Source organism: Armatimonas sp. (assembly GCF_043757465.1).
In the GTDB taxonomy this organism is placed as follows: Bacteria; Armatimonadota; Armatimonadia; order Armatimonadales; family Armatimonadaceae; genus Armatimonas.
In genome coordinates this window covers 22254-36738 of sequence record NZ_JAYVPL010000091.1, presented here as the reverse complement: position 1 = coordinate 36738, position 14485 = coordinate 22254, and the positions used below count along the sequence as shown (strand labels likewise).

General features: G+C 59.9%; 14 protein-coding genes. 5 read left to right on the top strand and 9 right to left on the bottom strand.

From position 1 onward, the window contains the following. Together ACH2ED_RS12105 and ACH2ED_RS12100 are read right to left on the bottom strand one after the other, a co-directional pair. Positions 1 to 909, bottom strand: a complete 909-nt coding sequence (locus ACH2ED_RS12105; protein ID WP_395091352.1) for a type II secretion system protein — start codon at positions 907 to 909, stop codon at positions 1 to 3. 243 nt (positions 910 to 1152) lie between these two features. Beyond that, entirely contained in the window at positions 1153 to 2376 is a 1224-nt protein-coding gene (locus ACH2ED_RS12100; RefSeq protein WP_395091350.1) for a glycosyltransferase family 4 protein, read from the bottom strand. A gap of 30 nt (positions 2377 to 2406) precedes the next feature. Between ACH2ED_RS12100 and ACH2ED_RS12095 the strand changes: the two genes are divergently transcribed. After that, positions 2407 to 3027, top strand: coding sequence for a matrixin family metalloprotease (locus tag ACH2ED_RS12095; protein ID WP_395091348.1), 621 nt, complete (start codon positions 2407 to 2409; stop codon positions 3025 to 3027). Here the strand turns inward: ACH2ED_RS12095 and ACH2ED_RS12090 are convergent. The 4 genes from ACH2ED_RS12090 to lpxC are packed head-to-tail and all read right to left on the bottom strand — an operon-like array spanning position 3024 to position 6395. Beyond that, entirely contained in the window at positions 3024 to 4343 is a 1320-nt protein-coding gene (locus tag ACH2ED_RS12090) for a lipid-A-disaccharide synthase (RefSeq protein ID WP_395091346.1), read from the bottom strand. The two genes, ACH2ED_RS12095 and ACH2ED_RS12090, sit on opposite strands and share 4 nt — an antisense overlap. A 3-nt stretch (positions 4344 to 4346) precedes the next feature. Next, a complete protein-coding gene (gene lpxA, locus ACH2ED_RS12085) occupies positions 4347 to 5150 on the bottom strand; it encodes an acyl-ACP--UDP-N-acetylglucosamine O-acyltransferase (RefSeq protein WP_395091344.1) in 804 nt (267 codons plus the stop codon). Further along, positions 5147 to 5611 (bottom strand): 3-hydroxyacyl-ACP dehydratase FabZ, encoded by a 465-nt coding sequence (gene fabZ / locus ACH2ED_RS12080; RefSeq protein ID WP_395091342.1) that lies wholly within the window; start codon positions 5609 to 5611, stop codon positions 5147 to 5149. Before fabZ ends, lpxA begins: the two co-directional genes overlap by 4 nt. Continuing rightward, positions 5604 to 6395: a UDP-3-O-acyl-N-acetylglucosamine deacetylase gene (gene lpxC, locus ACH2ED_RS12075; RefSeq protein WP_395091340.1), complete on the bottom strand. Its 792-nt coding sequence runs from the start codon at positions 6393 to 6395 to the stop codon at positions 5604 to 5606. The genes fabZ and lpxC overlap by 8 nt, the downstream gene beginning before the upstream one ends. Before the next feature lie 37 nt (positions 6396 to 6432). On the opposite strand from lpxC, the gene ACH2ED_RS12070 reads away from it, so the two are divergent. The 3 genes from ACH2ED_RS12070 (at position 6433) to ACH2ED_RS12060 (ending at position 11135) form a co-directional block, all read left to right on the top strand. Then, positions 6433 to 6825 carry a hypothetical protein gene (locus ACH2ED_RS12070; RefSeq protein ID WP_395091338.1) on the top strand — a complete coding sequence of 131 codons (393 nt, stop codon included), beginning with the start codon at positions 6433 to 6435 and terminating at the stop codon, positions 6823 to 6825. Positions 6826 to 6928: 103 nt separating this feature from the next. Next, positions 6929 to 10459 (top strand): preprotein translocase subunit SecA, encoded by a 3531-nt coding sequence (locus ACH2ED_RS12065; RefSeq protein WP_395091336.1) that lies wholly within the window; start codon positions 6929 to 6931, stop codon positions 10457 to 10459. Between the two features lie 97 nt (positions 10460 to 10556). Then, on the top strand, positions 10557 to 11135 hold the full coding sequence (locus ACH2ED_RS12060; RefSeq protein ID WP_395091334.1) for an RNA polymerase sigma factor: 579 nt from the start codon (positions 10557 to 10559) through the stop codon (positions 11133 to 11135). A 7-nt stretch (positions 11136 to 11142) separates the two neighbouring features. Here the strand turns inward: ACH2ED_RS12060 and ACH2ED_RS12055 are convergent, their stop codons facing one another. After that, positions 11143 to 12399: an MFS transporter gene (locus tag ACH2ED_RS12055; protein ID WP_395091333.1), complete on the bottom strand. Its 1257-nt coding sequence runs from the start codon at positions 12397 to 12399 to the stop codon at positions 11143 to 11145. Positions 12400 to 12454: 55 nt separating this feature from the next. Between ACH2ED_RS12055 and ACH2ED_RS12050 the strand changes: the two genes are divergently transcribed. Beyond that, positions 12455 to 12703, top strand: coding sequence for a hypothetical protein (locus ACH2ED_RS12050; protein WP_395091331.1), 249 nt, complete (start codon positions 12455 to 12457; stop codon positions 12701 to 12703). A gap of 9 nt (positions 12704 to 12712) precedes the next feature. Here the strand turns inward: ACH2ED_RS12050 and glp are convergent, their stop codons facing one another. Together glp and moaC are read right to left on the bottom strand one after the other, a co-directional pair. Continuing rightward, positions 12713 to 13930, bottom strand: a complete 1218-nt coding sequence (gene glp / locus ACH2ED_RS12045; RefSeq protein ID WP_395091329.1) for a gephyrin-like molybdotransferase Glp — start codon at positions 13928 to 13930, stop codon at positions 12713 to 12715. Further along, positions 13917 to 14399: a cyclic pyranopterin monophosphate synthase MoaC gene (gene moaC / locus ACH2ED_RS12040; RefSeq protein WP_395091328.1), complete on the bottom strand. Its 483-nt coding sequence runs from the start codon at positions 14397 to 14399 to the stop codon at positions 13917 to 13919. The genes glp and moaC overlap by 14 nt, the downstream gene beginning before the upstream one ends. Positions 14400 to 14485 lie beyond the last annotated feature (86 nt).

Here is a 14485-nt window from a genome sequence, read left to right as displayed (position 1 = left end):
CTAGTCCAGCCAGAGACAGTTGCCGCCATTTGAGGCAGCTGTACAGCGCGGATAGTTGGCGAGAATCCAGTCTGTTACCTGATCACAGCGCAGGGTGCTGGGAATATTAGTCCCATCGGGCTGTGCCGTTCCGGCGTTGTTGACGATATAGCCAGGGTCAGCACAGTACGCCATTCTACCAATAGCCGGGACGGCAGGCATGGCCATGCGGCTATTGAAACCACCCACCATGAATCCGCCAATCATCTTGACGTTCTTGGCGTGACCATCCATAAAGCCCATGTTCCACTGTGCGCCATGCCGGATCGAGGAGTTACGGCTCAGGGCACCTGCACCGTCCATTGCGAAGCCAATACCGACCGTCATACGGGGGGTATCGTAGGTGTCTCCGTAGGCGAACATCTGTGCAGGGGAGTCAATGGAGGCGATTGCCGTTCCGGAATGGCGGCGACCACAAGCATCGCCCGCTACGGCAGGTATAGACGGCCCCATCAGACCACCACCACGGTAGTTTATCGGTCCCCAGTTGTAGCCGTAGCCTGAGTACCGGCTCTGGACGAACACTCCCCCCACACAGCCTGCGGTCACACCCGCAACGGAACCCTGGGTACGCGGGCCACCATTGGTGCGATCCGGGCAGTTGAGCACATCAAGGTTCTTGATATAGGGCATTAGCTCCGTCCACCACTCCCAGCCACCACCACGAGCACCTGGAGTGATCTCGTCGTAGTCCTGGACATACATCATCATGGACGTGCCGATTTGCTTTACATTGGAGAGACAGGCAGTCTGGCGGGCCTTTTCACGGGCTTGGGCAAAAACAGGAAAGAGAATCGCGGCGAGAATCGCGATGATCGCGATCACGACTAAGAGTTCGATAAGTGTGAAACCACGTTTGGTTTGTTGCATTTGTTTGGTTCCTCCGCTGTTTGGTGGGTTTGTACCCACACAGGCAGTCTATCCCCGACGGTGGGGCGAACTATTAACTCCGAGCTAAGAAACGGTTAAGAACCGTTTTTGTTGACGATACCCTCACAGTTGTAGGAGAGTGTCCCACGTCTGTATCTCTAGTGTGCCAGGAATTGTTAAGAAAGTCAAGAAGAAAAAATGCCCCCACAGTTGGGGGCATTTATGGGGGCAGTTGTTGAGGGGCTAGAGTCCCCAGTCAGAGGCTTTGTACTCTTCCCAGACACGCTCGTAGACGGCCTTGGTATCTGCGGCGATGACATCCCAGTTGAAGATGTTCTCCACACGTTCGTAGGCGTTTTGTGCCATCCAGCGGGAGTGGCCGGGATCGCGCACCGCGCGGGCGATTCCCCAGGCGAGCGAGTCCGCATCGCCCCTTAAGGTTGTCGTGCCCGTCATATTGTGCTCGACTACCTCAGCCAGCCCGCCTGCATCACTTACCACCACAGGCGTGTGCGCCGCCATTGCCTCCAGCGCCACAATGCCAAAGGGTTCATAAAGGCTGGGGAAGACTGCGACATCGGCAACCTGGTAGAGGTTGTCACGATCCTCGTCACTCACGCGCCCTGTGAAATAAACATGATCCCAGACCCCGAGCTGCCAGGCGAGCGCCTCTAAGTGCCCCCGGACACCGCCACCGGAGATCACGAGCTTGGCATTGACCCCCAGCTCCCGCACTTTGGGGAGCGCTTGCACCAGAATATGTGCGCCTTTTTCGTGAACAGGCCGACCGATAAAGAACACCAGCTTCTCGTTATCCGCGACAAAGCGACGGCGGAAGCTTGACCAGGCAGTGCCCTCCAGTCCCTCGAAAACGCGCGTCTCCACCCCGTTGGGCAGCACGTCCATCTTGTCCCACGGCACGCCCAGCGCGTACTCCACCTCGCCGCGCATAAAGTTCGAGCACACAATCACCCGCCACGACTCATGGGCAAGCTCCGTCTCGCACTGATTGATGTAGCGCTGTCCCTCGGTGCGAATCCCACTATTACGCCCGAACTCAGTCGCATGGATTGTCGAGAGCATCGGCAGTTTGTAGCGCTGCTTGAGTGCGATCCCGGCGAACTGGCCCAGCCAGTCATGAACATGGAGCACAATGGGCGTTTTATTCTTTTTACGCGCCTCTTTTTTCTTCCACTCTTTAATCAGCGCATCGGCGCGCTCATCTAACTTATCGTTGAGCAAGTGAACCCAGTGCACAAAATTATCCGACGGCTCCGTCACAGTGACGCGGTGAATAAAGAGATTCGGAACCGGGTTCTCCTCCGGGGCCCCGCCCGAGTCTCCACAAGTGACCACATGGGTCTCCACGCCCGAGCGCGCGAGCGCCGGAGCAAGCCCCTCCAGCGCCGCCGCGATACCGCCCACCCGCATAGGTGGGTACTCCCAGGAAAGCAAGATTGCACGCATGTGCCGATTGTACCCTGTATACTATTACCTATGAAACGACACTTTTTTGGTAGTTTGGCTCTTTTTTCTGTCCTGGGGGGCTGCGCCGGTAGTAGTAGCACGCCCGCTCCCACCACTGCGGATTATTTTAGTGAGCTTAACCTCTCGCTACGCTGGTCCAGCAGCAAGACTGCTAGTCCGCTTAAAGTCTTTATTGGTCTCGACGGAACAGCCGACCGCTCGACGGAGCTGATGGCTGCCGCCGCTGCCTGGAGCACGGGCACGAGTAACCTGGTACGCTTCACGCAGACCACGGATGCCACCGAAGCGGATATTACGGTGACATTTAGCGATACGGTGAACGCTGCGGATGGCGGGGTGGGAATTACCCAGGTGAGATTTTTTGATTCTCCCAGTAATCCCACCACGGATGGCATCATTCAGAAGAGTGACATCACGTTCAGGAAGGGCGTCGCCAGTGCGCTTCTCTTGCCCACTGCCGAGCATGAGTTCGGCCATAGCCTGGGCATTGTCGGGCGTAACATAGGAGACAACGGGCACAGCGCCTTCAACGGTGATGTGATGCACGACATTATCAAGACCAGCTCCGCGCTCAGCTCTCGTGACAGCGCAACCCTAATCCAGCTCTACGCTCGAACACGCGCCCACTAGGGAGAGGGCGAGCTTAGGGAGAGGGCGAGCTGGGCGGTGCGCTCCGCACCGCCTGGCTCCCCGAGCTGAGAGCGCACCTGGGCTAAGTCGCGGCGCATCCGGGCCATGCGATCTGGATCAAGGAGCATTCCCAATATCTCCGAGGCGATTGCCTCCGGGGTAGCTGCTTCCTGCAAGAGCTCCCGGCAGATCTCTTTGCCTGCGATAATATTGGGCATCCCCACAAAGCGGGGTAAACTCTTGCGAATCAGCGCGAGCTGGAGCGCATTGCCGCGCCCGAGCTTGTAGACTATCACCATCGGCTTTCCCAGGATCGCTGCCTCCAGGGTCGTGGTTCCGGACTTGCAGATCAGCACATCGGCGGCGGAGAGCACATCGTAGGTGGCATCCTCCACAATGGCGAAAGGAGGAATCACCAGGCGATCACTGCGGTGCGGCTGTGCGTGCTCACTCCACTCCCGCTGTCGCTGGCGCAATGCCTCTGCGGAACCCTCCGCCAGAACAATGCGGCGCTGCCGGGTGTCCGAGGAGGGCTTGGGCTGTTCCTTCAAGACCTCGGGGTGGCGTGTGGCCTCAATGATCGCGGCCTCCACCTGTGCCCGCGCTACCGTAGGGGCCAGGGCGATCAGAAACTGGACACCGGGGATGCGCTGGGCGATCTGGAGGGCGGCGGCAAGCTGGACGGGCAGAATGGCCTCAATCTCCTGCGTTCGGCTTCCTGGCAGCAGCCCGACCAGGGGCTTATCGGTATCCAGCCCGTACTTCTTGGCAAAGAGGGCAAGCGGCTGCGAGGGCTTCACCAGATCGAGCAGCGGATGCCCGACAAACTCCGCGCGGACACCCAGCCGGTTGAGCTCGCTCGCGTTCCAGGGAAAGGGGGAGGCAACGGCATCCACCAAGCCGCTCAAAGGGGTGTACTTTAAGGTCTTGTGCCACGAGCCTGGAGGGAAGTAGTAGAGAATCTTGGTTTGGGGGAGGTGGCGCCGTGCCCAGGGCACCAGCCCCTGAATCGGGCCGATTCCCAGATGGAAGGCCCGTGCATCAATGGGGATGAGCACATCCGGGGGGCGCTTCTTGAGCTCGGTGAGGAGCCGGTGTCGGGCAGAGAGCATCTGCGGGAACCGCTTCAGAGCCGCTGCGATACCAATGACACCAAAGGCGTTGGCGTCCACCAGAACCTCCGCGCCCGCGTCACGCAGCCACGTGCCGCCGCTCCCGTAGATCTCCACCTCCGGAACTAGGCGACGCAGCTCACGAGCGAGCTGACCCGCGACGCGGTCTCCGGAGGCTTCGGCGGCAGTGATCACAATGCGCATAGGTTAGCGCCGGGGGCGGTCTTCCTGACGGCCTGAGGTACCGTCTTTCATCCGCTCAATGAACTGCACTAAGTAGTCCAAGTCCGGGTTGGAGTCCAGCTCCTCGGCAATCGCCTCCAGGGCCTGGGTACGGTTCAGGTTGGAGCGGTAGAGGAACTTATAGGCCTGCTTGAGCGCGTTTCGCGTATTGGCATCAATGCCCGCACGGCGCAGCCCCCGAATGTTCAGATCCAGCACATCGGCGGGGCGGCCATCCGCGAGCATGAACGGGGGGACATCCTGAACCACTTTGGAGTACCCGCCCACCATGGCGTAGCGGCCCACACGCACGAACTGATGCATCCCCACAATGCCCCCGACAACCACATTGTCCTCGACATAGATATGGCCAGAGAGGCCCGCATACGACGAGAGCATGACTTTGTTGCCGACGTGGCAGTTGTGGCCGATATGCACATAAGCCATGATCAGCCCATCTTCACCCACCGTTGTGGCTTCGTCCTCACCCGTGGAGCGGTGAATGGTGACAAACTCGCGGATCTGGGTTCGGTCACCGACGCGCACGAACGAGCGCTCGCCCTTGAACTTATTGTCCTGTGGGGGGCCACCGAGCACGGCTCCGGCACGCACCTGGCACAGGTTGCCCAGCTCTGTATACTGCTCCATAACCACATGGGGACCCAGAATAGTGCCCTCACCGACAATACAGTCGGGGCCGATAACCGTGTAGGCACCAATCTCCACATTTTCCCCGATCTGGGCAGTGGGATCAATGACGGCAGTCGCGTGAATTTTAGGGGTACTCATAGATCGTTCATGTTCCCTTCCGCCAGTGCAAAGGAGATGTCGGCCTCCGAGGCAATCTTGCCCTCGACTTTTGCCTCGCAGTGAATCCAGCCCATCGCACCACGTACTTTAATGACCGTGATCTCGATCTCTAGCACATCGCCCGGAACCACTTTGCGCCTGAAACGAGCCTTCTCAATACCCGTGAGCAGGGCCAGCTTGCCCTCGTTGCCCGGCTCTAGCAGGAGCAAAACTCCCCCGACCTGGGCCATACACTCGATCTGTAAGACGCCTGGCATGATCGGAACCATCGGAAAGTGCCCGACAAAGTGGGGCTCGTTGACCGTCACGTTCTTGCGGGCTAGGATGCGCTTGCCCAGCTCCACTTCGAGCACACGGTCTACGAGTAGAAAGGGATAGCGGTGTGGCAGGATACGCAGGAGCGTCGCCGCCTCAATCGGCAAAATTATTTCGTTACTCAAAATCAATCCTCGACAAAAGGGACGCCAGTTGGCAGTTTAGCCCGTGGCTGGGTTTCATGGCGATTATATCCGCTTTTGGCAGAAAACCAGCAAGCAGCAGATCTCCTAGCAAGTCTAAAAGCTTATGACGGGCAAGCTCGTTGTCAAAGCGAAGCGCGGGCTCGTAGCGATCCGGGTGGACAATAACGGCATTTTCCAGCGATCCCCCCTTGGCCAACCCGGCGTCCAGTAGCTTCTGAACTTCCTCGATAAAGCCAAATGTACGCGCGGGGGCGATTTGTTCCAGATAAGCTTCCCCAGCACTGAGTGCAAGGGGAGCGAAGCGCGCGAGCTGTGTGCCGACGAGTGGGTGCTCGAAGGCGATAGCGCAGGTGACGGTGAGCATCTCCGCCGGGTAGCAGGCGATAAACGCGCCGCCTCGGCCCGTCACAATAATCGGCTGGGGAAGCTCGCGCAGTGCAAGTGCGCCCTGCGGAAGTGTGGCCGCCCAGCCCGCCGCACTACCATCAAGAATGGGGAGCTCCGGGCCACTCACACTCACCTTGAGATCGCGGATACCACGCCCGGCGCAGGCGGAGAGCAGGTGCTCCACAGTCGAGAGACGGGCCGCGCCACACCCCAGTACCGTGCAGCGCAGTGTCTCCACGACATTCTCGGCGCGAGCGGGAATGAGTCCCTCGGGCGTCTCAAACAGAATGCCGGAGCCAGGAGGAAGTGCACTGAGTGTTGCGGAGCAAGGCTGGCCTGTGTGAATGCCGATGCCTGAGAGAGTCGCGTAGGTCATGCCCTAGATGATACAATATCCGCTAGCGAATTTTCTCATGAGCCGTATGATTCATCGCCAGCCAATCTGGACCTGGAGCCTGCTTCTGCTCTCCACCCTCTTGCTCACCCCGAGCACGACGGCGGTGGTGCTGGCGGCGCTGCGTCAGGCAAATGTGGCGGTGGTTCCCGCTGAGGCTGCGCTCTCGCCACGCCGGGCGACGACTCAAGAAGAAGAAGCCATCAAGGCCGCAGCCCAGAGCGGTCGCCTCAAGCTGGTGCGTCTGGAACCGGCAGCGGATCTAAATGCGCTTGCCGTTCTCACTCCCACCCGAGCCAGTGTGTCTCTGCCTGAGCGACGCAGTGAGCGTCCGCTCTGTGCCGCACCCTCTGCACCACGAGCGCGCTACGAGCGCACCGCCTGTGGCTCCCGCGCACCGCCGCACGGGTAAATCGCCTTTTTCTCTTTTCTTTGCTTTCCCCGACCCTGAAAGGCCGGGCCCAGCTTTACGCCGTCCTGCGGACGGAAAGCCTTTTCTTCAGATATTTAAAACTATGGATTTTCTACGAAAACTTTTTGATAATAACGAGCGTGACATCCGCAAGTACCGCAAGGTAGTGGAGACGGTCAACGCGATTGAGCCTACGTTTAAGAAGCTCACCGACGAAGAACTCTTGGCCAAGACGGACGAGTTCCGGCTCCGTGTCGTGACTCAGGTCTGTGCGAAAGTGGAGGATAAAATCGCCACGATCGAAGCGGAGTTCAAGCGGCGTGCCGAGGAGCTACTTGGCAGCTCGGAGCTCACCGAGGAGCAGCGCAAGGCCCATACCGAGGAGTTTCGGCAACGGCTCGATGAGGTGGTGGGCGATAAAGACCGACGGCGTGCTGAGGCGCTCGAAGGGGTGTTTCGGAAGTTCAATTCCGAGGATGACAACGGGAAGTCCAGCCTGTTCTACCGGCGTGTCGGCGAGATATTGGGCTACCAGGGCAACAAGGACCTGCGTGCCGCCTACGACAAGGCGCTGGATAGCATCATGGTGGAGGCGTTCGCGGCGTGCCGTGAGGCGGCGTGGCGGACGCTAGGGATGCGTCACTTCGATGTTCAGCTTATTGGCGGGATGGTTCAGCACGATGGCCGTATCTCCGAGCTGCGTACGGGCGAGGGCAAGACACTGACGTCCACGCTGGCGACCTATCTAAATGCGATTGCTGGAAAAGGTGCGCACTTAGTGACCGCCAACGACTATCTTGTCAAGCGCGATGCAGTCTGGATGGGGCCGGTCTTTGCGGCTCTAGGGATGACGGTTGGAATCTTGCAGGGCCACTCCCCGGAGACGGGTGAGGGCGGCGGGACTTTTATCTACGACCCGACCTACGAAGACCCCGCGGTGGATGGACTGGACGAGCGCTTCAAGTACTCCCGCCAGACCCACGACCGCCGTGATGCCTACTCGTGCGACATTCTCTACGCCACCAGCGCCGAGCTGGGTTTTGACTACCTGCGCGACAATATGGCCCCCACTCTGGAGCATGTGGTTCAGCACCGAGGGCACTGGTTCGCTGTTATTGATGAGTGCGACTCAAACTTAATTGACGAGGCGCGCACCCCGCTGATTATCTCCGGTACCGCGCAGCGCTCCAGCGAACTCTACTATGTCTTTGCGGGCATCATGCCCCAGCTTGAGAAAGGCACAGCCAAGAAAGACAAGTACGACACGACCACGGATGAGAAAGACTACACCGTGGACGAGAAGGCTAAGAACGCCACGTTTACCGAGCGCGGAATGGAAAGAGTCGAGGAGATTCTGCGCAAGATGGGCCATGACATTCAGGACATCTCGGCGATGGAGAACCTGGAGTACATGCAGCACGCTGTCGCCGCCATCAAGGCGCATGGTGTCTTCGAGCTGGACGTGGACTACGTGGTGAAACCCAATCAAGAGGGCAAGCCCGAGATCGTGATCGTGGACGAGTCCACGGGGCGCTTGATGTTCGGACGGCGCTGGTCTGATGGTCTGCACCAGGCGGTGGAGGCCAAAGAGGGGATCAAGATCGAAAACGAGCAGCAGACACTCGCGACCATCACGATCCAGAACTACTTTAGGCTCTATGCCAAGCTCGCCGGGATGACCGGAACCGCTAAGACGGAAGAGGACGAGTTCCGCAAGATCTATGCACTCGATGTGGTGCAGGTGCCCACCAACAAGCCCATGCTCCGTAAAGACAATGCGGACATGATCTACAAGAGCCTGGAGGCCAAGCTGCGCGGGATTGCCTCGGAGATCTTGTTGATCCACTGTCGGCAGCAGCCGCTTCTCGTGGGAACACGCTCCATCGAGATGAGTGAGCGCGTCAGCTCCCGGCTTACCTTCCAGACTCTGGAGCTCCTGGCCGCCGTGGTGATTCTGCGGACGCGGCTCCTAGAGAAGCGCAAGGAGGTGGGCGAGGAGAAGTACGCGCAGTTCTCCGCCGTGCTCAACCGACGGCTCGATGACCTAAACCTGCCGATGCTGGCCCCGCTAGCAAAAGAGCTGAGCATGGGCACGAAGATGACCGATGAGGCACAGGTAAGCGCCTTCGCCTCCATTATTGGCCTGAAGAGCGATGAGGAGCTCAAAGCGCTGCGCGAGGCGCTGGAGTACGGCATCCCGCACAATGTCCTGAATGCTAAGTACCATGAGCAAGAGGCGTTAATTATTGCCGAGGCCGGGCGGCGCGGCGCGGTGACCATTGCAACCAATATGGCAGGTCGTGGCGTTGATATTATCCTGGGGGGCTCACAGTACAAGGAGCTGGCAGGGGAGAGCGAGAAAGAGCGCGACTACTCCTACCGTCGCGGCGGGCGGCGCGCGGGGATCGCCCACGTGGTGACTGGTCGCGACATGGCCGCCGATGCGACGGCGGGTACGCAGTCTCTCACGGAGGAAGCTGCGCTTGATCTTGCCCAGGAGCGTGAGGAAGTGCGCAAGCGGGGCGGGCTCTACATTCTGGGCACGGAGCGCCACGAGTCGCGGCGCATTGATAACCAGCTCCGAGGCCGCTCGGGTCGGCAGGGAGACCCTGGCACCAGCAAGTTCCATGTCTCGCTGGAAGACTACCTCTGGCGCGCGTTTGGGGAGCGCAACAGCCTCCAGATGGCGGCGCTCAAGGCGTGGGAGGAAGACCAGGCCGTGGACATGCCCATTCTCTCCAAGATGATCGAGCGGGCGCAGAAGAAAGTGGAGCAGCACAACTTCGACTCTCGAAAGCATGTTCTTGAGTACGATGATGTGATGAATGTCCAGCGTGAGGTGATCTACGGAGAGCGCCGCAAGATCCTGGAGGAGGCCGAGCTACGCGACACGCTTGTCAGCTACCTGCATGAGAGCGTCGAGACCGCCGTCGAGCTAAACTGTCCTGAGGGAGTGCCCTCGGAAGAGTGGGACAAAGAGAAGCTCTATCAAGAGCTGAATGAGCAGTTCCCGCTGGCTAACTTTGCCAGCTACGAGGAGCTGAAGGACTTTACCAAGGCCGACCTCACGAAGCGACTGCACGAGCTTGCCGAGGAAGCCTACGATGCGAAGGAGGAAGAGGTCGGCAGCGAGCTGATGCGCGAGATCGAGCGGCACTTGTTGCGGCAGACTATTGACCAGACCTGGATCCAGCACCTCCAGAACGTTGACTACCTGCGCGAGGGAATCGGTCTGCGCGGCTACGCACAGACCGACCCGCTGGTGGCCTACAAGACAGAGGCCATGAAGCTCTTCAGCGACATGCAGGCCGGGCTGGTGGGAGATACCGTGCGCAATGTCTTCGTGGCCCAGCTCCAGCAGGAGATGACGGACTACGAGCAGGAGCAGGATATCTTCAACCTTCTCCAGCAGTTCGGTGGCGAATCAAGCCCGATGGAGCTGAACGGCGAAGGGGGTGAGCCCACGGAGAATCCGATAGCTCCTGAGGTCAATGCACTGCTTGCCGCAGCCGCGGAGGCAGCACAGAGCACGGCACCACGCAAGATAGATCCCAACGATCCGTGCCCGTGTGGGAGTGGCAAGAAGTACAAGCAGTGCCATCGGGGCAAATCCCTGCCTTCGGATGTCGTGTAGCCTCTGGCGCAGAGCCGATTGGCTCCGAAAGCCCGCTTTAGATACTTCTGAGGCGGGCTTTCATCTATTATTCATCTCCATTTTTTAGAATAGTGTTATGGGATTTGTGGCGACACCGTGCGTAGAATGGGGGCATGGCGAGGAGTGCGACCGTGGAAAGCACTTTGAATCTCTCACGGTGCAGCACTGGGATCGCTTCTATGCCTATGCCTATCGTCACTGTGGCAATGTTGCCGATGCGGAGGACCTACTGGCGGAGTCGCTCCTAGAAGCCTTTCAGGCGTTTGATTCCTACCAGGGGCATGGTTTTGACCGGTGGGTGTTTCGCATCCTGACCACCAATCGTATTGATCAAACGCGCCGTGCCAAGCGTCGCCCTGTACACGCCCTCTCCGAGTTCAAGGAGCCTGTCTCGGATGGTCCTAGCCCACAGGATTGGTTGCTCGACCCACTGCTCTCCGAGGAGTTTCAGCTAGCCCTCCAGAAGCTTCCCGAGTCGTTCCGAGTGCCGCTGCTTCTGTGTGACCTGGAGGGGCTGAACTATGCGGTCATTGCCAGCCGCCTCCAGATTCCCATTGGCACCGTTCGCTCACGCATCCACCGTGCACGAGAGCGCCTGCACCAGGAGCTGAGCCAGTTCTGCCATGTCAAAGACTGCTCCATCTGTGGGAAATAGCCAACAGTCAGACGGGGCGGATTTCGAGGGCTTTCGTTGCGCGCCACTGGAGATAGGCTCCCAGGAGCATGAACAGAAACGTGATGATAAAGACGCCTTGGTAGCCGATGACGCGCAGGAGGGGCAGCGCAACGAGTGGGGCGAGGACGCCGCGAATTCCTAGCAGCAGCGAGTGGAGCGCTTGGTAGCGGGCCGCTTTTCCGTGCTCGGCGTAGTTTAAGATGCTCGCTGTGTAGCTCAGCTCGATGCCCGCCATGCCGAATCCCGAGAGAAACGACGCAGCATAGAGCAGGCTCACCGAGTGCGCGAAGAAGTACACCACGGAGATTGAGGTAATGAGCAAGATCGCCCGGAAGACCGTCTGCGCCGCGCCGTGGCGGTCAATAAAGCGCCCCCAGAACAGGGATCCGACCATGGCGCAGAGGGACGTGACATTGGTGAGATTGGCGATCTGCGTGGGGCGAATATGCAGGTGCTCCACCTGGTAGAGCTGGTAGAGCGGCCAGGCCATCAGATTACCAAAGCCATAGAGCATCACCGAGAGCGCGAACCATCGGTAGCTTTGATTCTCTTTGAGAATTCCCAGTGTGTTAACGAGAAAGCTCGGGAGCGGTTGCGGCGGCTCCAGAGACGGCGGCGCGGTGCTGGGAAGAGGGCGGACTTTGCGAAAGAAAATCGCGGCGAGAATGCCAGCCACACCCGCGACAGCAAAAAGCGGCCCGAAGCCCACGCCACGGTCCATCAAGCGGCCTGTGACGAGGGTAGAGAGGAACGTGAACGCCTGCACGATAATGCGCACGTAGCTCATGAGCTGGCCCCGTGCACGATCCGGGTAGATGTCTTTCATGAGCGATGTGTAGGCGGGTGAGCTGATCGTGCCGATAAAGAGCAAGAGCGCGATGATGCCCACAAAACCCCAGGCCGTGGCGGCGAGCGGCATGAGCAGCAAAAGCGAGCGGCCCGTGATCCAGCTCACCTGGCAGAAAGGCATCTTCGCCTTGCCCTCCATCTGGCGGGCCCAGACGGGCGCGAGAAGATTGCCCACAAACGGCGCGGCGTTCATCACCCCGATGGCAAAGTCGCTGGCATGCAGCTCCGCGCGGGCGATCCGTATCAGAAACGGCATGGTCATCCCCAGATAGATGCCCGCGCACGCCCCGGCGGCAACATCCCAGCCCAGCGAATGAAGCGCCTCCCGAGGTACCCCCAGTTTCCAGCGTGCCCAGTGGCGTAGTCGGAAACGTAGATCCTCGCGTTCTGTCACAGAGAGCAGTCTACCGTGCTTGCGAAGCAAACTATAGTTTGATAAACTCTGCGGCATGAAGACATCACTGTGGAAGATTGGGACCCGGCGCGCGATGGTGTATGTGGAAGGGCGGGAGAACTTAGAGCGGCTTTTGGCGGCGGCGGGGAAAGTGCGGGAGCCGCTCAGGCGTGGCGCGGGGCTGGAAGGGGAGCTGCAAGGGGCGGTTGCAGTCTATAGCGATGCCAAAGGCCGCCCGTTTGCGTGGCTCATCGCCTTTGATGCCGTGCGCTGGGACGAGGTCAGTGCGCTGGCGGCACAGTGAACGGCTGTATTAGCGTAGTAGCAGGGCAGGGAGAGTCGCGCCCGCTGGGTAGTCGCCGTGAGCTTCATGGGCAATGATCAGCACATCGGCTCCGACCATGCTGGAGGTGCGGTGTGAACCCTGTGCACCCGTGGGCGTGGCCCGGAGATTGTCGTCGAGACTGGCGCGCACAAACTCCCGCCGTCCGGGGGCGTGAGGGAGTGGCGCGGCTAGGGTGACAGTGATCTGTGACCGCAGGCAGCGTGTGTGCCCGGCGAGTTTTTGTAAAAGCGGACGCACGAACAGCTCAAAAGTGACTAAAGACGAAACGGGGTTGCCGGGGAGGCCGAAAAATAGCGCGTCGCCAAGTGTCCCAAACGCGAGTGGCTTGCCCGGCTTGATCGCGATGCGCCAGAAGCTCAATGTCCCCTGGGCTTCGAGAACAGCCTTCACGTGGTCGTGATCGCCCACCGAGACACCGCCCGACGAGAGGATAACATCGCAGCCAGAGAGCTTCGCAAATGCCTCCGCGACCGCCTCAGGCATGTCGTTTGCATGGGCTCGCTGCACGACTAAGCCCCCTGCCTCCTCAATCGCTGCCGCAAGCGCGGGGCCGTTGGAGTCACGGATCTGGCCAGGGCTCAGCGGAGTGTGGGCAAGCGAGATTAGCTCGTCGCCGGTGGAGAGAATCCCGACACGGGGGCGTCGTGGGCAGGGTATCTCAGAGAGTCCTAGTGCCGCCAGCAGCCCGATCTCGCCTGCACGGAGCGTGGTGCCCGCTGGGATTGCCAGAGCCCCCACCGCAATGTCCGACCCGCGCCGCCGGATGTAGCCGCCCGAGCCGGGATGGCGCAGCGTCACCCTGCCTGCTTCGTCTCCGTCGTTTTCCTCTGACTCTTGCGTGTCCTCCACCATCACCACGGCGTCGCAGCCCTCGGGGATGGGCGCACCCGTGAAGATGCGCGCCGCCTCACCTGCCCGAAGGGTGCGAGTGGGCCAGGAGCCCGCGGGAATCTCCATGGTAATCGGCAGGCTGAGGCCAAGCTCCTCGGAGGCGCTGCCGACACTGGCCGTGCGCACGGCATAGCCATCCACCATGGAGTTGTCAAACGGCGGAAGATCACAAGTCGCCCAAATATCCGAGGCAACGGCGCGACCCCGGGCTTGCTCTAATGGCACAAGCTCCGTTGTGAGCGGCAGCGTCACTGACCCGAGAATCTGCGCGAGGGCTTCGTCATAGCTCTGCATGCCACGCTCCACTCTTTCCCCCCGTTTTCGTTAAGAGCCGGACTGCCTCAATGACCATGCCCTTGTCGGCGGACTTGCACATGTCGTAGACCGTCAGGGCGGCGACACTGACAGCGGTAAGCGCCTCCATCTCCACGCCAGTTGGCCCCACACAGGACGCCGTCGCCGTAATTTCGACACCGGTTTCGGTCAGTGCCAGCTCCACCTGAATGTTGGTGAGTGGGAGGGGATGGCACAGGGGGATCAGCTCACCGCACCGCTTCGCCGCCAGAATTCCTGCCACTTTTGCGACTGTGAAGACATCACCCTTGGGGAGTGCCTTTTCCGCCACGAGCTGACGCAGCGTCTCGGAGAGGCGCACGGTTCCTGTGGCGGTGGCGGTGCGGTGGGACGGGGTTTTCTGGGAGACATCCACCATCCGTGCCGTCCCTTTTTCATCCAGGTGGGAAAATTCTGGTTTTTCTATCATGATGGCATTCTACCTGCGAGGGTATAATGCGTACTGTCGGGAGAACCGACACTTTCGCAGTGTTGCGAAAAAAAAGCGACAAAGAC